This window comes from Kitasatospora sp. NPDC005748 (genome assembly GCF_040630735.1).
Lineage (GTDB): Bacteria > Actinomycetota > Actinomycetes > Streptomycetales > Streptomycetaceae > Kitasatospora.
This window is the reverse complement of sequence record NZ_JBEXYD010000001.1, coordinates 24,072-44,916: the sequence shown is the minus strand read 5'-3', so window position 1 is coordinate 44,916 and position 20,845 is coordinate 24,072. Positions and strand designations below refer to the sequence as shown.

The 20,845-nt window shown below is 72.8% G+C and carries 13 protein-coding genes; 1 reads left to right on the top strand and 12 read right to left on the bottom strand.

The features are described from left to right. Positions 1–58: 58 nt before the first annotated feature. From ABZ495_RS00185 to ABZ495_RS00135, 11 genes are all read right to left on the bottom strand, one after another. Entirely contained in the window at positions 59–1,123 is a 1,065-nt protein-coding gene (locus ABZ495_RS00185) for an AfsR/SARP family transcriptional regulator (protein ID WP_359803999.1), read from the bottom strand. Between the two features lie 150 nt (positions 1,124–1,273). After that, entirely contained in the window at positions 1,274–2,674 is a 1,401-nt protein-coding gene (locus ABZ495_RS00180; RefSeq protein WP_359804000.1) for a serine/threonine-protein kinase, read from the bottom strand. Positions 2,675–2,685: 11 nt separating this feature from the next. Then, entirely contained in the window at positions 2,686–3,453 is a 768-nt protein-coding gene (locus ABZ495_RS00175) for a serine/threonine protein kinase (protein WP_359804001.1), read from the bottom strand. Positions 3,454–3,665: 212 nt separating this feature from the next. After that, the gene (locus tag ABZ495_RS00170) at positions 3,666–5,051 is read right to left on the bottom strand and encodes a hypothetical protein (protein WP_359833887.1); all 1,386 of its coding nucleotides are present in this window, start codon (positions 5,049–5,051) and stop codon (positions 3,666–3,668) included. Between the two features lie 80 nt (positions 5,052–5,131). Next, a complete protein-coding gene (locus ABZ495_RS00165) occupies positions 5,132–6,637 on the bottom strand; it encodes a peptidoglycan DD-metalloendopeptidase family protein (protein WP_359833653.1) in 1,506 nt (501 codons plus the stop codon). 284 nt (positions 6,638–6,921) lie between these two features. After that, positions 6,922–8,313 carry an amino acid adenylation domain-containing protein gene (locus ABZ495_RS00160; protein ID WP_359833651.1) on the bottom strand — a complete coding sequence of 464 codons (1,392 nt, stop codon included), beginning with the start codon at positions 8,311–8,313 and terminating at the stop codon, positions 6,922–6,924. After that, positions 8,310–10,049, bottom strand: a complete 1,740-nt coding sequence (locus ABZ495_RS00155; protein ID WP_359833650.1) for an alpha/beta fold hydrolase — start codon at positions 10,047–10,049, stop codon at positions 8,310–8,312. The genes ABZ495_RS00160 and ABZ495_RS00155 overlap by 4 nt, the downstream gene beginning before the upstream one ends. Continuing rightward, positions 10,042–11,313: an LLM class flavin-dependent oxidoreductase gene (locus ABZ495_RS00150; protein WP_352294768.1), complete on the bottom strand. Its 1,272-nt coding sequence runs from the start codon at positions 11,311–11,313 to the stop codon at positions 10,042–10,044. Before ABZ495_RS00150 ends, ABZ495_RS00155 begins: the two co-directional genes overlap by 8 nt. 122 nt (positions 11,314–11,435) lie before the next feature. Further along, a complete protein-coding gene (locus ABZ495_RS00145; protein ID WP_359833648.1) occupies positions 11,436–12,656 on the bottom strand; it encodes a hypothetical protein in 1,221 nt (406 codons plus the stop codon). Positions 12,657–12,829: 173 nt separating this feature from the next. Further along, entirely contained in the window at positions 12,830–13,993 is a 1,164-nt protein-coding gene (locus tag ABZ495_RS00140) for a cytochrome P450 (protein WP_359804007.1), read from the bottom strand. A 299-nt stretch (positions 13,994–14,292) separates the two neighbouring features. After that, positions 14,293–17,469, bottom strand: coding sequence for an amino acid adenylation domain-containing protein (locus tag ABZ495_RS00135; RefSeq protein WP_359833646.1), 3,177 nt, complete (start codon positions 17,467–17,469; stop codon positions 14,293–14,295). 751 nt (positions 17,470–18,220) lie between these two features. Here ABZ495_RS00135 and ABZ495_RS00130 point away from each other — a divergent pair. Continuing rightward, positions 18,221–19,126, top strand: coding sequence for a phytanoyl-CoA dioxygenase family protein (locus ABZ495_RS00130; RefSeq protein ID WP_352294776.1), 906 nt, complete (start codon positions 18,221–18,223; stop codon positions 19,124–19,126). 176 nt (positions 19,127–19,302) lie between these two features. Here the strand turns inward: ABZ495_RS00130 and ABZ495_RS00125 are convergent, their stop codons facing one another. Then, positions 19,303–20,550, bottom strand: a complete 1,248-nt coding sequence (locus ABZ495_RS00125) for an MFS transporter (protein WP_359833644.1) — start codon at positions 20,548–20,550, stop codon at positions 19,303–19,305. Positions 20,551–20,845 lie beyond the last annotated feature (295 nt).

Here is a 20,845-nt window from a genome sequence, read left to right as displayed (position 1 = left end):
CCGTCGGCCGCCGGTGGCCGGGACTCCCCGGCCACCGGGGGCCGACGGCCCACCGGGCTCAGCGCCCGGTGAGGCCGAGACCGGCCTCGTCCCCGCGCAGGACCATCTGGAACGTCCGGCGCAGCATCCGGCTCGGCGGCACCCCCAGCTCGCCGGCCAGCCGGCGGCGGGCGCGGTCGAACACGGCCAGGGCGTCGGCCTGCCGGCCGCTCCCGTACAGCGCGCGCATCAGCATCGCGGCCACCAGCTCGTTGAGGGGGTGCTCCGCGGACAGCGCGAACAGCTCGGCGATCGCCTCGCAGTGCCGGCCCAGCCGCAGCTGCCACTCCAACTTCCGCTGCGCGACGGCGATCCTGCGCTCGGTGAGGCGCAGCCGCTCCAGTTCGGCGAGCGGGCCCGGCAGGCCGGCCAGCAGCTCCCCGCGGAACAGGTCCAGCGCCTGGGAGCAGAGCCGGACCGCCTCGGCCGGGTCACCCGCCCGATGGGCCGTCCCGGCCTCGGTGACCAGGCCCTCCATCCGCGCCAGGTCCACCTCGGCGGCGCCGGGGGCGAGGCGGTAGCCGCACCGGTCGTGCTCGATCACCGCGTCCGGGCCGCCCCCGCCGCGCAGGGTCTTGCGCAACCGGTAGACGTGGACCGGCACCACGTTCGAGAACGGCGGCTCCGACCCCCACACGCCGTCGAGCAGCTCCTGCTGACTGACCGTCCGCCCGCCGCGCAGCGCCAGCGCCGCCAGGACGGCCTGCTGGCGCAGGTGCCCCAGGTCCAGGGACCGCCCGTCGTACCGGGCCCGCAGCGGCCCCAGCACGGAGATCTGCACCTTCGCTCCGGCCGCCCGCCCGGCGGAGCTCCGCGGCACCGGTCCCGCCACCGGCGGGCGGGGGCCGCGGCCCGGGGCGACCAGTCCGCAGTCGAAGGCGTGGACGATGGCGGCGGCCCGGTCGCGCAGCCCGAGCTTCCCGAGGATCCGCGCGATGCGCCCGGCCACGGCTGCCTCGGAGACGGCCAGGGCGGCGGCGATCTCGTCGTCCCGCAGGCCGCAGCCGACCGCGTGGAGCACCTCGCGCTCCTCGTGCCCGAGGGCGGCGGCGCTCGGCCGGCGGGTGGTGGCAATGGTCGGCATCGCTGCTCCCTGGACGCTGGGCCGGCCGGACTGGCGGACGCCGTCGAAACGGTAGAAGGAGCGGCGCCGGCCGGGAATCCGGAACGATCCGGGGTGCTGCCCCCGGCGGATCGGCGGATCGGCGGATCGGCGGATCGGCGGAACGGCGAGTCAGGGGCAGGGGAGGAGCGCGGGGCGGTCCCTGGTGCGGACGGCCGGGAGCCAGCCGGTGGTGGGGCCGGGGAGGCGGATGCGGTACCAGAGCGTGGAGGTGCGGTCCTCCTCGTCGATGACGGGGAGCCCGGTGGGGAGCTGGCAGTCGACGTCGAGGACGTCGTCGTGCCAGACGCGGGTGGGGACGACGTTCTCGGCGGTGTAGGGGTGCCGGGGGTCGACGGCCAGGCCCAGGCTGCACTGGGGGTCGCGGTCGGTGCGGTCCTGGCAGCCGCGTTCGGCGTTGAAGACCCGGATCTGGGACGGGTGCGCGGCCGGCCGCGGGTGCGGCCAGAGAGCGGCGGCGGTGACGGCGGCCGTGGCGCAGGTGGCGAGGGCGAGCAGGGCGGTGCGCGGTCGTGGGCGGCGCGGACGGCGGCCGGACCGGTGGGCGCGGACGCGGGCGAGCAGGCTCTCGGCGGTGTGCGGGGCACGGGCGGCGTGGGTGGGGGCGAGGCAGTCGGTAGCGAGGGCGCGCCAGAACGGCGGGACGGCGGGGGACAGGCGCAGCGGGGCGCGGCCCTCGGCGTACTGCTGGGCGGCGGCGCTGCGGGTGGTCGGCGTCGCGCCGGGGAAGGGCGGGACCCCGGCGGCGAACACCTCGTGGATCACCACGCCGAGCGCCCAGATGTCCGCCGTGGTGCGGATCTTGACGCCGTGTTCGCCGAGCGGTTCCTTCCAGCGTTCCGGCGGGAGGTAGTCGGGGGTGCCCATGGGGGCCGAGTGGCCGTGGGTGCCGGTGAGTTCGATGGCGAGGCCGAAGTCGGAGAGGCGGACCTCGCCGTCCCGGCCGATCAGGACGTTCTCGGGCTTGAGGTCCATGTGGACCCAGCCGGAGCGGTGCAGATGGGCCAGGCCCTCGCAGACGCCGGCGACGATCCCGGCGCCCCGGGCCTCGTCGACGCCGGTGGCGAGCAGGTCGCGCAGGGTGCCCCGGGCGCGTTCCATGACCAGGACGATCGCGCCGTCGAGCGCCGGGTGGCCGGGGGCGGCCAGGGTGAGGGTGTCGAGCAGTCGGATCAGCCGGGGGTGCGGGGCGGTCCGGGCCAACTCGGCCTCCCGGCGGGCGGCTTCGGCGACCTGGCGGGCCTGGCGGGGGGCGAGCCCGGCGACCGGCAGCACCTTGAGGGCGACCGTGTCGTCGGTGGCGGCGTCGGTGCCGGAGTCGGTGTCGGCGTCGGTGTCGGCGTCGGTGTCGTCGGAGCCGGGCGGGCCGGCCGGGTCCCCGGTGCGGCGGGCGGCGTAGACGGTCGCCCAGCCGCCCTCGCCGATGACTCCGGTGACGGTCCAGTCGCCGACCCGGTGGCCGGGCGGCAGCAGTTCCCCGTCGTCTCCGCCGAAGGCCTGGTCGCGCACCACGGCGCCCCTCCCTAGCGTGCCGGCTCGGCGGTCTCGGGGCGCGGCAGGAGCCCGAGGTGCTCCTCGCGAACGATGCCGAACTTCAGGGCCACGCCGACGACGGCCTCGCGCTTGCCGCTGCGGCGGTCCGAGCGGTCGGTGTCGTCGGGCAGGTCGACGCGGAGCTTCTCGTCGGCGAGGTAGTCCAGGTGCGAGCTGACCGCGCGGGCGGTGAGCCGGGCGCAGGCCGGGTGGCCGCGCAGCCGGGCGACCACCTGGGGGGTGGTGGGCACGGCCGCGGGGGAGCGGTCGCGAAGCCACGGTTCGCAGAGCGCGACCAGCACCAGGAAGTAGGTGGCGGTCTCGTCCAGCGAGTACGCCGTCATGGTGCGGCTCTCCCAGGAGCCGCCGCCGCGGGCGTGCGGGTCCAGGTAGACGTGGTCGGGCGCGAACACCTGGAAGGACAGCGGGGTCTCACGCCGCGAGGGCAGCACCACCCGGGCGAACTCGAACGGGATCGGCGCGCCGATCCGCCGCGGCGGCACCCGCAGGTACTCGCCGGCGCCCTCCGGGTTCTCCACCAGGTAGGCGTGGGTGCTGCTGAGGTTGCTCAACTGCCAGTGGTCGTCGGTCGCGTGGATCTCACCGGCGAGCCGGGAGACCGTCTCGTCGCCGAGCCGGAGCTCCACCGGCGTGCCGGCGGAGCCGCGGCCGAAGCGCGCCCGCTCTCCCGGACCGAGCCGCAGGGTCACCGCGTCGTCGCCGTTCCCCGCCGGCAGGTGGACGAGAATCCCGCTCACCGTTCCCCCGTTTCGCATGCCGACCATTGCCAGACGGACGAACGTTACCTCCTTGCGCATGACAATAAACCGTATGGTGGCGCAGGCCACGTGACGCAGGGTCGGGCAGTGGCGGGGCGGGATCGGTGGGCCGGGGGCGGTGGGTGGCCGTCGAGGGGGCGGACGGCTCGCGGGCGGGAGCGCTCGCGCTCCCGCCCGCGGCACCTGTCCCCTCAGGTGACGGCGGGGCCGGGGGTGGTGTTCAGCCAGGTCCATGGGGACCAGGTGGCGAAGCCGGTCTGCCAGCGGTGGTGGACGCCGGCGGCGCTGGTGCCGAAGACCTCGATGCGGCCGTCGGCGTTGGCGGTCGCGACGATCTCGGTGCCGGCGTCGCCGAAGGCCGTCCACGGCCCGTAGGGCGCGTTGACACCGGTCTGCCAGAGGTGTTCCGCCGTACTCCCGTTGATGGCGAACACCTCCACCCGGCCGTCCGGCGACCGCTCGCTGGTGAGCTGTGCGTCGGCGGGTCCGCCGGTGGGTTCCCAGCCGGACCAGGTGGTGGGGTCGGTCTGGTAGCGGTGGAAGACGCCGACGGGGCCGGAGGCGAAGACTTCGAGTCGGCCGTCCTGGTTGTGGTCGACGGTGAGGTCGTGGCCGCCGTCGCCGAAGGTGTCCCAGCTGGACCAGGTGCCGTTGACGGCGGTCTGCCATTGGTGTTGGAAGGTGGTGCCGTTGAGGGCGAAGGCTTCGAGGCGGCCGTCGGGGGCTTTGCCGAGGGCGAGTTGGCTGTCGGCCGGGCCGCCGCCGGTGGGTTCCCAGCCGGACCAGCCGCTGTTGGGCGCGTTCTGGTAGCGGTGGAAGACGCCGACGGGGCCGGAGGCGAAGACTTCGAGGCGGCCGTCCTGGTTGGGGCCGACGGCGATGTCGTGGCCGCCGCCGCCGAACTCCTCCCAGTTCGACCAGGTGCCGGAGGGCTGGAGTTGGTAGCGGTGCTGGAAGGTGGTGCCGTTGATGGCGAACACCTCCAGGCGGCCGTCCGCGTTGGGGGCGATGGCCAGTTCGGCGCCGCCCGGTCCGCTGAGGGTCTCCCATTCCGACCAGGCGCCGCTGACCGCGGTCTGCCAGGCGTGCGAGACGCCGTTCGCGCCGGCGGCGAAGACCTCCAGCCGGCCGTCCGCCGAACGCGCGGACACCACCCGGCCGGACTGCGCCGGGTACACCAACGGCGCCGGACCGGGGCCGTGGTGGCCGAGCCGGTCCGCGGCGGCCTGCGCCTCGCCCAGGTACCGCAGGTGGACCCGCGCGTTGTAGGTCGACCAGGGCTGCCAGTCGGTGCCGCCGTTGGAGATCCTGAAGGCCGCGTCGGCGTTGCACTGGGCGTCGTAGGCGCAGGCGTCGTCGACCTCGGGGTGCCAGTAGCTGTTGATCTCCCACAGGCCGCGGTCGGTGGACGGCGGGGTGTTGTTCTGGACGTTGGACGCCAGCGGGTTGCAACTGGACTCGGCGAGGCCGACGGCGATCGCGGTCACCAGGGCGTCGCCCCGGAACCCCGCGCGGTAGCCGACCTCGGCACAGAGATCGCTGCCGGTGGCGGCCGGCGCGGGTGTGGCGCCGACCATCAGGGCCGCCGCCACGCCCAACGAGACGAGGGCGGCCAGCAGGACGCGGCAGGGCTGCGTGCTGATCACGTGACGACTCCTCAGGTGACGGCGGGGCCGGGGGTGGTGTTCAGCCAGGTCCATGGGGACCAGGTGGCGAAGCCGGTCTGCCAGCGGTGGTGGACGCCGGCGGCGCTGGTGGCGAAGACCTCGATCCGGCCGTCGGCGTTGGCGGTCGCGACGATCTCGGTGCCGGCGTCGCCGAAGCTGTCCCACGCGGTGTACCGGGCGTTCAGGCCGGACTGCCAGGTGTGCTGCGCGGTGCTGCCGTTGATGGCGAACACCTCGACGCGGCCGTCCGCGGTGGGCTGGCTGGTGAGCTGTGCGTCGGCGGGTCCGCCGGTGGGTTCCCAGCCGGACCAGGTGGTGGGGTCGGTCTGGTAGCGGTGGAAGACGCCGACGGGGCCGGAGGCGAAGACTTCGAGTCGGCCGTCCTGGTTGTGGTCGACGGTGAGGTCGTGGCCGCCGTCGCCGAAGGTGTCCCAGTTGGACCAGGTGCCGTTGACGGCGGTCTGCCATTGGTGTTGGAAGGTGGTGCCGTTGAGGGCGAAGGCTTCGAGGCGGCCGTCGGGGGCTTTGCCGAGGGCGAGTTGGCTGTCGGCCGGGCCGCCGCCGGTGGGTTCCCAGCCGGACCAGCCGCTGTTGGGCGCGTTCTGGTAGCGGTGGAAGACGCCGACGGGGCCGGAGGCGAAGACTTCGAGTCGGCCGTCCTGGTTGGGGCCGACGGCGATGTCGTGGCCGCCGCCGCCGAACTCCTCCCAGTTCGACCAGGTGCCGGAGGGCTGGAGTTGGTAGCGGTGCTGGAAGGTGGTGCCGTTGATGGCGAACACCTCCAGTCGGCCGTCCGCGTTGGGGGCGATGGCCAGTTCGGCGCCGCCCGGTCCGCCGAGGGTCTCCCATTCCGACCAGGCGCCGCTGACCGCGGTCTGCCAGGCGTGCGAGACCCCGTTCGCGCCGGCGGCGAAGACCTCCAGCCGGCCGTCCGCCGAACGCGCGGACACCACCCGGCCGGACTGCGCCGGGTACACCAACGGCGCCGGACCGGGGCCGTTGCCCGGGGTGCAGGGCATGGCGATGCCGCGATCCGCGAGGTAGGGGACCGGGTCGGTGCGCACGGTCGCGTTCGCGTCGGCCCAGACCCGCAGGTGCAGGTGCGGGCCGCTGGAGGTGCCCTCGCTGCCCATCCGCGCGATCAGTTGCCCGGCCGTCACCTGGTCACCGGTGGCCACCTCCCGCTCCCGCATGTGGCCGTACTCGGTGATCGTCCCGTCCGGGTGCAGGACGCGGATCCACTGGCCGTAGCCCTGCGCCGGGCCGGAGACCAGCACCCGGCCGTCGCCGACCGCGTAGATCGGGGTGCCGTAGTCGTTGGCGATGTCGATGCCGTTGTGCTCCTCGGTGTAGCCCTGGGAGATGTACCCGGAGGCCGGGCAGGAGGCCGTGAACCCGGCGGCCTCGGCGGGGGCGGCCGGTACCGCGACCGGCAGCAGCAGGGCGACCGCGGCCAGGGCCAGGCGCGCGGTGCGGCGGGAGAGGGAGGGGAGCACCGGAACGCCCCTCACGCCGTGCGCCGGCGGCCGAGGACGCCGCCGGAGGCGAGGGTGTTCCTGCGGGTGAGGTGGTGCGCGGTCAAGGTGACCTCCTGAGGGCGCGTGACGGCGGCCGGTCCGGACCGCCGGGTGTGGAGCGGTTGGGACGGTAGCCGCGCGCCGCGCGCCGCGGTACCCGGAACCATCCGGACTGACAGGAGCGGACCGGCCGCCGGGACCGGCGCCCTTCGGGGCGGCGCCGCGCCACGGCTGCCGCGCCACGGCCGCCGTGGGACGGACCGCTACCCGTCGGCGGACCCGGCCGGCGGGACCGGCTCGGCGTCGGTCAGGACGTAGGCGACGAGCTGGTGCCTCCCGTCCGCTCCCTGCTTGGCGACGACGGCGGCCGCCCGGACGTCCGGCGCGGCGGACAGCACCGACTCGATCTCGTCGAGTTCGATCCGGACGCCCGAGATCTTGACCTGCCGGTCGAACCGGCCGACGAATTCGAGCGCGCCGTCCGGTCGGGTCCGCGCCCTGTCGCCGGTCCGGTACCAGCGCCGCGGCACGGCACCGGCCTCCTCGACGAACCGCTCCCCGGTCTGCTCCGGCAGGCGGAAGTAGCCCGCGGCGACGCAGGGACCGCCGACCCACAGTTCGCCGACCTCGCCCGGTGCCACCGCGGAGCCGTCGTCGCCGACGACCCGGACGGACGCGTGGCGCAGGGGCCGCCCGATCGGGATCGCGGTGGACCGGGCCTCCTCCGGTGTCACCTCGTGCGTGGTGGCCCAGACCGTCGCCTCCGTCGGGCCGTACATGTTGTGGACCCGGACGCCCGGGAGGGCGGTCACCAGGCGCCGGGCGAGTCCCACCGGGAGCACCTCACCGCCGACGTGGAGCGCGCGCAGGTGCCGCAGGGACAGCAGGGCCTCCTCGGACGACGCGATCGCCGAAAGGAGCGAGGGGGTCGCCTGGAACAGCGTCGGCCGAAAGCGCCGCACCAGGCTCGGCAGACCGTCGTCACCGGGCGAGTCGAGCCGGTCCACCATCCTGGCCGGGCTCACGACGGTGGCTCCGCCGCGGGTGAGCGGCCAGAGCAGCTCCATGACCGCGATGTCGAACGCGACACTCGTCACGGCGAGGAACGTGTCGTCGAACGGGCTGCCGTAGGCCGTGTCGAGCGCGTCGAACAGCGCGGCCACGTTGGCGTGGGTGACCACGACGCCCTTGGGCCGACCGGTGGACCCGGACGTGTGGATGACGTAGGCGGGGTCCTGGGGGGAGGGCGAGGGCAGCACGATCTCGGCGAGGCCCGGTTCGGCCCGGCGCGGCGTGACCTCGACCGCGTGGACGTCGAACTCCCGCCCCCCGCCGTCCGTGACGAGGAGCGCGAGGTCGGCGTCCTCGACGACGGTCCGCCGGCGCTCGACCGGATAGCCCGGATCGAGGGGGACGTAGGCGGCCCCGGCGGCGGACACGCCGAGCAGGGCCACCACCAGGTCGACGCCCCGCTCGACCATGACGCCGACCCGGTCGCCCGGCCCGGCCCCCCGGGCGACGAGCCGGCGTCCCAGGGCCTCGGCCGCCAGCGCCAGTTCCGCGAAGGTGAGCGTGGTCGTCCGGTCGGACACGGCGGGCCTCGACGGATGCTCCAGCGCCACCGCCCTGACCTGGCCGAACAGGGCGGGCGTCACCGTGCCGATCCGAACGCGAGCAGCCGGGACACGCCTTCGCGGTCGTTCATCAGCCCCTCGTGGCTGTAGTCCGAGGAGAGCATCAGCCAGCAGGAGCCGATCCGCCGCGCGGTGCGGACCTGTTGCGTCCCCGGGAAGTACAGGTCGTCCGCGGCTGCCACGGCGTAGACGGGCACGGTGTTCCTCCCCAACTGGTCGAGGTCGTAGAGACTGGTCCATCCGGTGTACCGGGCGAGTTCGTCGGCCACCTCGGCGAACGGCGCCAGCGCCGCGAACTGACGGAACATCCACGGGAAGAACACCTCGCCGTAGAAGTGGAACGGACGGGCCCCGGCGGCGAACGCCGGCTCGTCCGCGTAGAGCCGGTCGGCGGCCCACCCGGTGGCGCGTCCGGGGTGCCCGTAGGTGTACTCCTGCAGGTAGAAGAGCGGGGAGTCGACCAGGTACGTCGCCGCCGCCACCGCGGCCAGGAAGTCCTCGGTGAGGTGGTCGCCGTCCCAGGCGCCCTGGAGGAGGTCGTGGACCGCGGCCATCCCGCCGGCGAAGCCGAACTTCAGACCGAGGAACCGGAACCGCTCGGGCGACAGCCGCTCTCCCGTCGGCAGCAGCACCTCGTGGTCGCCGAGGTGGTCGACGATCCGGTCGACGAGCCCCGCGTCCCCGGGATACCGCCGGTAGTACTCGGCGTTCTTCCTCCTGCTCATCACCAAGGTGTCTCGCAGCAGGTCCTCGGCCGTGCTGACCGGGCCCAGGAGCCCGCTGGAGATGAACACCCGGTCGACGCACTCCGGGGAGAGGGAGAGGTAGGTCAGGGCGATGGAGCCGCCGTAGCTCTCCCCGAACAGCGTCCAGGCCGGGACCCGCAGCACCCGCTCCCGCAGGAACTCCGCGTCCCGGACGACGGCGTCCGCGCGGTAGCACCGGAGCCGCTCCAGCGCCTCGGCCGGCGTCATGCCCGCGATGGTGGCGGCGGTCACCGGCGAGCTGCGGCCGCCGCCGCGCTGGTCCAGCAGCACCACCCGGTACCGGTCCAGGGCGGCGTCCAGCCAGGCGGGGATCCTGGTGCGCGGATCGGGGCACTGTCCGCCGGGGCCGCCTTGGAGGAAGAGCAGGTACGGCAGGTCGCGGTCCACCGCGGCGCGGCGCACCACCGTCCTGGCGAACAGCTCGATCGACGGGCCGGCCGGGTCGTCGTGGTCGACCGGGACCGCGAAGCGGTGGTCCTCGACCACGACCTCGTCGTGCTCCCGGTCCGCACCGGTCGGCGCGGAGAAGGCCAGGATGTTGCGGACCGTGGGGTTGCGGCGCAGCCGGTGGCCGTCGACGCGCCTGCCCGTGCGGTCCGTCCACGCCGCGCAGGCCGTCGTCAGGAGCAGCGACGTCACCCCCAGGTGGGTGAGGTCCTCGTCGGGATCGAGGTCGGCCCGGGCCAGCTCCGCCGTGAACAGCCGCAGCAGGAAGTCGAGGTCGCCGATCGGTTCGCCGCCGGGCGGTTCGTCGCCGGCCGGTTCGCCGCCGGGCGCCGCCCCGGTCTCCGGGGACGACGGCGCGGACGCCGTCTCGGCGGCCAGCCGTTCGAGCGCGGCCCGGTCCGTCTTCCCGTTGGGCAGCACCGGCAGCGTGTCGACGAACACGAACCGCGTCGGGACCGCCTCGGGCGGCAGGGCGGCCCCGAGGTGTGCCCGCAGCCGGGCGGTCACGTCCGCCGTGGTGTCCCGCTCGGTCCGCTCACTCATAGCGGCGCCGCAGCAGCGTCTCGTCGTACTTGGTGCGGAACAGCCCGCGCTCCTGCAGCAACGGCACCACCTCGTCCACGAAGTCGGCGAGGCCGGCCGGGAACACCGCGGGCATGAGGTTGAACCCGTCCGCCGCGCCCTCCCCGACCCAGGTCCCGATGACGTCCGCGATCCGCTCCGGGGTGCCCGCGACCACCAGGTGGCCTCGCCCGAAACCCTGGTGCGCGATGATGTCGCCGACGGTGGTGCCCGGCCGCCGGGCCATCCCGGTGATCAGCTCGTAGGTGGTGCGGTTGCCCTGGATGCTGTCGGCCGGGGGGAGGCGCTCCACGGGGAAGGGCGCGTCGACGGCGCAGTCGGTGATGTCCACGTTCAGCATCATCGAGATGTGTTCCAGGGCGTAGTCGACGGCCTGCAGGCCGGTGAGTTCGCGCTTCTTCTCGTCCGCCTCGGCCTGCGTGGCACCGACGATCGGGATCAGCCCCGGCAGCACCTTCACCGTTCGCCCGTTCGCGGCGGCGCGGCGGCGCATCTCGGTGCGGAACCGCGCGCCGTCGCGGACGTTCTCCTGCACGGTGAACACCGCGTCGGCGTGCCGGGCGGCGAACGACCTGCCCGCCTCCGACGCGCCGGCCTGGACCAGGAACGGGCGGGACTGGGGGCTGCGCTGGATGTTGAGCGGCCCGCGGACGGCGAAGTACTCCCCCTGGTGGTCGATCCGGTGGATCCGGTCCGGGTCGGTGTAGTGCCCGTTGGCGCGGTCGCGGACCACGGCGTCCTCGTCCCACGACTCCCAGAGCCGGTGGGCGACGGCCAGGAACTCGTCGGCGCGGTCGTACCGTTGCTGGTGCGGGAGCATCGCCGGCCGGTTGAAGTTCCTGGCCTCGTTGACGCTGTTGGACACGACGATGTTCCAGCCGACGCGGCCGCCCGAGATGTGGTCGAGCGAGGAGAACATCCGGGCGAGGTGGAACGGCTCGTAGTACGAGGTCGACGCGGTCGCGATCAGTCCGATGTGCTCGGTGCCCAGGGCGAGGCCGCTCAACACGGTGAGCGGTTCGAGCCCGCCGCAGTAGTTGCTGCGCGGCTTGTGCCAGAGCGCGTCGGCGATGAACACGGAGTCCAGCAGCCCTCGTTCCGCGAGTCGGGCGAGTTCGAGGTAGTAGTGGATGTCGGTGACACGGGCCGAGTCGCACCCGGGATGCAGCCACGCGGAGTCATGGTGCCCGGGCAGCAGCATGAACAGGTTGAGGTGAATACTCAAGGCGCCTGACACTTTCGGCTGGTCGGAGCGGTGGTCGTCGAAGCGGTCGCCGTGGGAGCGGTGGTCGGCCGAGCGGTGGTCGGGGGAGCGGTGGTCGGGGGAGTGGTGGTCATGGCGCCGGCCTACGGCAGGCTCTTCGCCTCGTGCAGCTCGGTGACCAGCTGGATGGCCTCGTCCATGCGCTTCGCGCAGTGCTCGACGTCGTCCCCCTCGACGAGGGCCCAGGCGACGGCGATCGAAGTGGTCTTGAGCTCCTTCATGACCTCGCCCACCGGCGCCTTCATCCGGACGTGACGCACCCCGGGCAGGCTCTCCAGGTCCTCCTGCGTCACACCGTTGCGGAAACCGGACTTGACCGGCAGGCACACGAAGCCCATGACGCCGGTGGGTTCGAACGCGGGCGCCGGCACGGGCGCGTCGATGTGGACGAGGGCGTGTGCCGCCCAGAGGCTGACCCCGACGGTGTGCTGTGCGCTGATGCTGACCAGGCCGCCGGCCGGTCGCCAGGCGAGCTCACCGGCGACGAACCGGCCCGGGCCACCGAACACTTCGAGGTGGAAGACGGTGTTGCGGCCGCCGAGCGCCGACCGGCAGCGTTCGGCGAAGGCACGGGCCTCCTCGTAGAGTTCCGGGTACGCCTTGGGCGGGAGGGCGATCGAACGGAACGGGTTCCCGTTCTTCGCCTCGATGCACGGGTTCACGTCGCGCGACACCATGAAGGTCTCGATCCGGCCGTCGACGACGACGCCGTCGAAGTGCCACTCGTCCCCCGACTGCCACTCCTCCACCATGAAGGCGTCGAGTTCCGGTGTGGCGGTCAGCCGGTCGAACAACTCCTCGGCGGTTTCCGCCCGGAAGACGAGATGGGCGCCGCCGTCGGCCGTCGGCTTGACGATGTAGGGGGGAGCGAGGTCCCCGAGCGCGTCGCGGAACCCGGCGACCGAGGTCGGCCGCTCGGGGAACACCACGAACCGCGCCGTCGGTACGCCGTGCCGCTGCCAGAGGGTCTTCTGCAGCGGCTTGTCGCGACCGGCGAGCGCGACCCGGGCGTCCATCGGCTTCCGGCACCCGAGGATGTCGTTCAGGATGGCGGCGGTGGTCACCGCGAACTCGTGCCCCGAGACGACGACGTCGACCTGGTCGGCGACACCGAGATGGATCAGGGCGGCCCAGGCGAGTTCCGGCCGGTCGAAGGAGGGGAGGAACGCGCGGTGCGTGATCAGGCCCTGGCAGGCCTCCATCACCACGCGGTCGTGCGCCACGTACAACACCGTGACGGTGTGGCCGAGGCGGGCCAGCTCCTCGATCGCTTCTTGTTCCGCACCTAGAAGAACGACGTTCACCTTGTACCAGATCCCTCGGTTCGACGGATGTGTCTGCTCAGCTCCGGTCAGCGCCGCTCTTGCCCGGGGCTGCTCTGCGCTGTTCGGCGTCGCGCCGCGCTGCTCTGCTCTGTGGGGCGCCGCGCCGCGCTGCTCTGCTCTGCTCTGTGGGACGCCGCGCCGCGCTGCCCCGCTCAGCGGTCGAGATACACCGGAAGGGTGTCCAGGCTCCGCACGGTGGCGGTGGTGCGGCGGGTGGGCTCCGCCGCGAGGCGCAGCCGTACGCCCTCGTCGCTCAGCGCGTTGATCACCGCGGTGACGCTCAGCTTGCCGAACTCGGAGCCGAAGCAGGCGTGCGGCCCCGAGCCGAAGCCCAGGTGCGGGTTCGGCCGGCGGTCCAGGTTGATGTCCTGCGGGTCGGCGAAGACCCGGGGGTCGCGGTTGGCGGCGGCCAGCAGCGTCACCACGTTGTCGCCCGCCGCGATGCGGGTGCCCTCGATCAGGGTGTCCGTGACCGCGATCCTGCTGGTTCCCTGCGCCGGTCCGTCGTACCGGATCAGCTCGTCGACGCCGGTCGCCGTGCGGGACGGGCGGGACAGCTCCGGCAGCAGGTCGGGCACGGTCGCCAGCAGGTGGGCCGCGTTGCCGACCATGGCGAAGATCGTCCCGTAGCTGGCGTTGAACATCATGGCGGCCGAGTTCCGGATGTAGTGGCTGCCGGAGAACTCCTTGTCCGCCCGCCGGATGAGGTTGGCGATCAGGCCGTTGTCGCCCTCGGGGCGCGGGAACCAGCTCTCGCCGAGGTCGTTCAGGCGCTTGCGCGCGGCATCTCCCTGCGGGATGTTCTCCGGCGCGAGGCCCGAATCCATCCGGAGCGCGATGCCGTGCGAGATCTCCGCGTAGTCCGCGTCGTCGGGTTCGGGGACGCCGAGCAGGGCCGCGGAGATGTGCAGGGCGAAGGGCGCGGACACGTCCGCCATCAGGTCGAACGGCTCGCCCGGCCGCTGGGCGGCCAGTCGCCCGCGCACGAAGTCGACCGCCTCGCGGAACAGCCGGTCCTTGTCCTGCGAGCGCATCGCGCTCACCAGGAGCTGGCGCAGCGGGTTCTGCTCCGGCGGGTCCATCATCTGCACGTTCTGGCGGAAGTCCGGGATCTTCTCCCCGACCCGGCTGGGGTCCCGCGCGAAGGTCGCGTGCTCGCGGAGCACGCGCACGCAGTCCGCGTGCCGGACGACCACCCACGCGCGCATGCCGGCATGCCAGTGGACGGGCTGCTCCTCAAGCATCCTGGTGTAGGTCGGATAGGGATCCCTGAGCATGGCCGGGGACAGCGGATCGTAGGTCGGGGTGGGGGTCACCAGGCTCCGCCTTCGTGTCATCGGGGTGGAGAACGCACGCCGCCGCGCGTTCGACGCGGGGCGGCGTGCGTCCGGTGTCTTTCACGAATTCCTTGTTCTCACTGCGGGATCACTCGACCCCGGGACCGGGCGTAGCTCACCGGTCCTCCGCCGTGTCTCAGTGGTTGTAGGACATGGACGTCACCCCCGTTCCGCGAGCAGTGGCACGAGCCGGGCAGGTGTCGGGTGCTCGGACGCGGCCCCGTGTGGCAGGTCCGCACCGAGCGCCGCGGTGTCTCAGTGGTTGTAGGACATGGACGTCACCCCCGTTCGGCGAGCAGTTGCACAAGTCCGGCAGGCGTCGGGTGCTCGAACACGTCACGGAGCGGCAGGTCGACACCGAGCCGCCCGTGAATGTCGTGCGCGACCCGTACCATGCCGAGTGAATGGCCGCCAGTTGCGAAGAAGTTCTGGTGGACGTCGGCCACCGGCACTCCCAGCACCTCGGCGAACACGTCGCAGACGGTCTGCTCCGCCCCTGCGGCCGGCGGCCGGCCGGCGGACTCCTCGGTCAGTGCCGGCAGCGCCTTCCGGTCGAGCTTCCCGTTGGGAGTCAACGGCAGGGCCTCGACCATCCGGAATCCGGTGGGCACCATGTGGAGCGGCAGCGACTCGGCCGCGTGTCGGCGCAGGGCGGTCGGCGTCAGCGCCTCGGTCGCGGGCACGACGTAGGCGACCAGGCGGGTGGCCGGGGTGTGCTTGTTGACCGCGAGCACGGCGACCTGGACCACCTCGTCGTGACCGCGCAGCACGGCCTCGATCTCGCCGAGCTCGATGCGGAAGCCCCGGACCTTCAGCTGGTCGTCCACCCGGCCCATGAACACGAGCTGCCCGTCGGCGCGCCAGCGCACCACGTCTCCGGTCCGGTACATCCGGCTGCCCGGCGGGCCGAAGGGATCGGCGACGTACCGGTCGGCGGTGAGGCCGGGCCGGTTGAGGTACCCGCGGGCCAGCTGCACTCCCGCGATGTACAACTCGCCGGCGACGCCCGGCGGTACCGGCTGGAGCCACCGGTCGAGGACGTAGGTCCGCATGTTGTCGACCGGTCGGCCGATCGGCGCCTCCTCCGGCCAGTCGCCGGGATCGGCGGGCAGGGCGAACGAGGTGGCCACATGGGTTTCGGTGGGGCCGTAGTAGTTGGCCAGCCGGCGGTCCGGCACGGCGCGGTGGAACGCCGCCAGTTCGGGGGTCAGCGCCAGGCTCTCACCGCCCTGGATCACGTGCCGCAACCGGGGCAGTTCGGTCCCGGCGGCCTGACTGATGTCGACGATCGCGGCGAGGACGAGGTTGGGCACGAAGACCTCGTCGACCTCGCTCTTCTCCAGCCACGTCACCAGCTTGTCGAGGTCCCGGCGGGTCTCCTCGTCCGGGAGCTCGACGCAGCCGCCGCGCACCGTGGCGATCAGGATCTCCACCAGCGCCACGTCGAAGCTGATCGACGAGAAGTTGGCGATCCGGTGGGTGGCCGCGCCGTCCGACGTCGCGGACACCCGCTCGTACCACCTGATGAGGTTCACCAGGGCGGAGCCGGGCATCACCACCGCCTTCGGCAGCCCGGTCGACCCCGAGGTGTAGATCATGTAGCAGGGGTGGGCCGGCAGCAACGGCGTGACCCGGTCCGCGTCCGTCAGGTTGCCGTCCGCCATGCCCTGCTCGTCGACCGGTCCGGTCAGCACGAGTTGGGGATCGCTGTCCTTGAGCATGAACGCCACCCGCTCCGGCGGGTACTCCGGATCGACGGGACAGTAGGCCGCGCCGGCCTTCAGCGTGCCCCACACCGCGACGATCAGGTCCACGGACCGGGCCATCGACAACGCGACGACCGACTCCGGCCCGATGCCGCGGCCGGCCAGGTGACGGGCGACCCGGTTCGCCCGCGCGTTCAGCTCGCCGTAGGTCAGTGCCGAATCCCCGCACCGCACCGCCACCGCGTCCGGGGTCGCGGCGGCCCGCGCCTCCAGCAGTTCGGGCAGCGCGCTCTGCGCCACGTCCCTCGCCGTGTCGTTCCAGGCGGTGAGGACGTTCGAGAGCTCGGTCGCGGAGAGGATGGTGACGGCGCCGATGGTCCGGTTGGCGTCGGCCGCCATGGCTGTGAGCACGCGGACCAGCCGGGCCGCGATCGTCTGGGCGCTCGCGCGGTCGAACAGGTCGGTGTCGAACCGCAGGTCGCAGACGAGGCCTGCCGCCGTCCCGTCCGGCCCGTGGCGCGCGTCGACGTTCAGGTGCAGGTCGAACCCGGACGCTCCGAACCCGGGCGCTCCGAGGTCGGGCACGTCCGCGGTCGTGCGCAGCCCGGCCGGCCGCCACTCGACCGCGCGGGCTCCGGCGGTCACGAGGACCTGGCACAGCGGGTTCCGGCCCGGGACCCGTGCCGGAACGACGGCCCGCACGACGTGCTCGAACGGCACGTCCTGGTGCGCGAAGGCGGCCAGGTCGACCTCACGAACCCGGTCGAGCAGCTCCGCGAAGGTGGGGTTTCCCGCGAGACCGGTGCGCAGCACGACCGTGTTCGCCACGAGTCCGACGACGTCTTCCGACGCCTCGTCGGGGCGCCCCGGGGTGAGCGTGCCGATCGGCACGTCCACGTCGCCGGTGAGCCGGCTGAGGAGCACGGCCAGCGCGGCCTGGACGATCATGAACATCGTCGTCCCGGTACGGTGCGACAGCTCGACCAGCCGTGCGTGCTCCTCGGGGGGGACCTCGAAGCGCACCGAGTCCTCGCCGCGACTCGGCGTCGCCGGACGCGGGCGGTCGAACGGCAGCCCGATCTCGCCGCCCAGCCCTGACAACGTCGTCCGCCAGAAGGCCAGTTGCCGCGCCGCGAGGCTGTGCGGATCCGACGCGTCACCGAGGCGCCGCAGTTGCCGCAGCACGTGGTCGGCGTACTGCACGGGCGGCTTCGCCCAGTCGGGGGCGGTGCCCCGGCACCGTGCCTCGTAGGCCAGGGTGAGATCGCGGCCGAGCGGGGCCATCGACCCGCCGTCGCAGGCCGTGCGGTGCAGTGACAGCACCAGGACGTGGTCGTCCGCGGCGATCCGGAACAGGCCGGCGCGGACGGGTATCTCCGTCGCGAGGTCGAAGGTGTGCGCCGCGGCGGCGGCGACCTCCCGCTCCAGGGCGGAGGGTGCGACGGTGCGGGTGTCGAAGACCGGGCGGGCATCCGGAAGCACGCGTTGGACCGGCACCCCCGCCACGGGCACGATCACGGTGCGCAGGCTCTCGTGACGCAGGACGACGTCGGTCAGTGCCGCTTCGAGCGCGGCCCGGTCCAGTGCGCCGTGGAGCCGCAGGACGAGCGGGATCTGGTGGGTCGACGTGGTGCCGTGCACCCGGTCGAGGAACCAGAGGCGGAACTGGCCGGAGGAGACCGGCAGCGGATCCGGCCGTCGCAGGGGTCCTGACTGCTCCGGCTCGGCCAACGGCGCGATGTCGTTCAATACTGCTCCTCTTCGGTGCGTTCTCGGACACCGTCAGCGGTTCCCCGTGTCCCCACCGGGCGGATCGCCCGCCGTTGGAGAGTCGCACACGACGACGATCGGTTCGAGTGGTCGACGAATGATTCCGGTCAGGAGAACACACGGAACACTCCACCAGCCTGGTGCCAGCGGCTTTGCTCGAGTTCCGGGCTGTCACCGCAGTCACGCCCGCCACGCGCTCCCCGCCGTGCTGGCCGGTCAGGAACACGAAAGGGCGAAGGCGAACGGGACTTGTCCGGCCCCATACTGGCCGAGATTCGTTGTCGACCGGCATCCGTTCTCATATCCCCCCCTCGGACCCGCCATCACATGGTGATACGGCCCCCCACTGCTACGGTCACCAGGCACGATCCCGCCGCGATGACCGTCCCGCGGCCGCGGTCACACTCCCACCCAACTGGCCTCGCACCATGACAAATTGACGGGGCGTGCGTGGATGGCCCGGCAAACGGGCCGGGTGGCCCCGCCGGCGTCACCGTCCGAACTCCCGCCGTAGTCGCCGCCCCCGGCGGAAGAAGATCCATCACCAGCCCGACGTTGATCGACGACCTCATCGCCGGGCCCGGCGAATGCCCCGGCCGTGCCGTGGCGTCACCCCGAAGCGAAAGCCCGGAAGCGCTCTGCCGTCAGCCCGGACCCGTCGGGAGCTTGTACACGCCCTGGCTTGGTGCGAGACTGGCGCGGCCACGGAAGTCGCGATTAGGGGGTCGCATTGAACGTCCCAGAGAGCGTCCGCGCGGAGTACGAGGAGCAGGGCTTCAGCATTATCCGCGACGTCATTCCGAAGGATTTACTGGAGGAGATCAGAGCCCATGTCGGTTGGCTCACCGATCGCTATCCGGACCTCCGCCCGGAACATCTCCACCATCCGCTGATACGCAATGACGCATTCTGGGTGAGACTCGTCTCCGATCCCCGGCTGGTGGATATCGCCGAATTCTTCCTCGGCCCGGACGTCGCGTGCTTCACGGCGCACTACATCTGCAAGCCCCCCCAGGACGGCCAGCCGGTGCTCTGGCACCAGGACGGTTCCTACTGGAACCTCGACCCGATGCGCGCACTCACCGTCTGGCTGGCCGTCGACCGGTGCACCACCGAGAACGGCTGTCTGCGGGTCATCCCCGGCAGCCATCGCATGCCGCTCCACGCGCCGGTCCGCTCGGTCGACTCGCCGAACATGCTGTTCTCGGTCTCCGAGGAGGAGCTGGTGCGGGAGTGGTCGGAGCGCAACGGTGTCGTCGACATCGAACTCGACCCGGGCGACGTCGAGATCCACCATCCGAACATCCTGCACTGCTCGGGGCCGAACACCTCGCCGCGCCGCCGCTGCGGGCTGGACATCGGATACATTCCGGCGACCACCAGGATCACCAGCGACGGCCTCTATCTGAATCCGCTCCTGGTGCGGGGCGAGCCCGTCGCCGGAATCAACAGCTACCGGCGGTATCCCTCCTATGTTCCGGAGGAGACGATCCCGTTCGCGGGCATGGAGAGCTGGGGCGAGGAGATCGCGGCCCGCAACGCCAGGAACTCCGACGAAGCCGCCGATCCGGAGACGCCGCTCGACGCCACCCACCGGATGATCGACCGGCTCCACGAAGGCACCGTCAAGCGGTGAACCCGCCTCTGTGACCCAGGAGTCGGTCGAGGCGGTGTCCGGCGGCGCCGGATCCTCCCCGGACCGCCCGGGCGCCCTCCTGCGGGTCGATGTCCACGCGCAGGAGGGCGGTTGACGGGTGATCGGGCCGCTCGTCCCCGTGGGTCCGGGGCGCTCGCCCCCATGGGGCCGGGGCGCTACGAGGCCGGCGCCGCCGGCGCTCCCTCCGCCCGCATGGCGCGGACTTCCCGACTCAGCAGCGGCAGCAGGCACAGGGCGATGTAGGCGACTCCGCAGGCGAGTACGACCTCGCGCGCCCCGTACGCCGCGGCGAGCGGCCCCACGGCGAGCTGCGAGAGCGGGATCGCCACGAAGGACAGCAGCTCGTCGTAGGCCGCGACTCGCGACAACGACTCCGCGGGGACGGCGGCCTGGAGCGTCGTCTCCCAGCCGATGGACGCCACGGTGAGGCCGAGCCCCCCGACGAAGGCGGCCGCCGACACGATCCACGCGTTACCGGTCAGACCGACCGCCAGCAGCGGTAGGCCCGCCAGGGTCCCCCAGACCGCGCCGTCACGCAGCGGCCGGCGCAGGACCACCTTGACGGCCACGACGCTCATCACCAGGAGCCCGATCGCGCGTACGGTCTGCACGGTGCCCCAGCCCATGGCGCCGTCGTTCCCCGACACCACCTGCGCCCCCAGCACGTTCCACGGCCCGACGTTGGCGGCGTTGACCAGGGCGAACGAGATGGTCATGATCACCACCCAGCGCATCGACCGGAAGGTGGCCCAGCCGTCGAGGAGGTCGTGCCAGAGCGGCTCGCGCGCCGCGGGCGGCCGGCTCTCTGCCGGGATGCGCGTGAAGGCCGCGGCGGCCAGGAGGTAGGAGGCCGCGTCGGCCGCGAGGGCCCACCCGCCGCCGACCGTGGCCACCAGGACGCTGGCGATCATGGGACCGATGATGCGCACGGTGTTCTGGCTGCTGGCCAGGAGCGCGTTGGCGCGCTGGAGGTCCTGCCGCTCCACGAGTTCGGGCACGATGCCGCGGAGCGCGGGCTGCGAGAACGCGTTCACGACGCCGCCGACGAGGGCGAGGCCGACGAACGCGACGAGGTGGTAGCGATCCGTGATCAGCAGGACGGCCATCGTGGTCATCACGGCCGCGGTGCAGAGGTTGGACAGGAGGAGCACGGTCCGCCGGCTCACCCGGTCGGCGACCGCGCCGCCCAGGAGCAGGAGCACGAGAGTGGGGATCATGTTGGCGGCCAGGACGATGCCCAGATCGGCCGCTCTGCCGGATGCCTGGAGCACGGAGAGGGCGAGCGCGACGGTGGTCATGGACGAGCCGGCCAGGTCGACGGTCCGGCCCACGAAGAACCAGCCGAACCGGCCCTTCAGGAGGCGTTTCGTCGGGGTTGGAACTGATGTCACGGTATCTGTCACGCGGACAATATCGAGCCCGGTGGGGGGCCGGGTGAATCCTTGCGACAACAGTCGCAACAACCGCCCGGCGTCCCCGCGGTGGGGGAAGCCGACGACGGGAAGGCCGCGCCGGCGGCGCGGCCGGACCGGCCCGGCCCATGGCGCCGACCTGTCCGGAACTCATGACCCCCGATGCGCCGTCGTTCGGCCGGCGCCCGTCCGCGAGCGCGGACGCGTTCTGCTCCGGACCGGTCGGCGGCGGCGCCGGCGCTCCACCGGAAAGGCCCGTCACCAGCCACGAAACCACGTCCGCGAC

Excerpts from the sequence above, each read along its gene's own strand:
- ABZ495_RS00185 (WP_359803999.1), bottom strand. The coding sequence starts at position 1,123 with ATGCCGACCATTGCCACCACCCGCCGGCCGAGCGCCGCCGCCCTCGGG.
- ABZ495_RS00170 (WP_359833887.1), bottom strand. The coding sequence starts at position 5,051 with ATGGTCGGCGCCACACCCGCGCCGGCCGCCACCGGCAGCGATCTCTGT.
- ABZ495_RS00155 (WP_359833650.1), bottom strand. The coding sequence starts at position 10,049 with ATGAGTGAGCGGACCGAGCGGGACACCACGGCGGACGTGACCGCCCGG.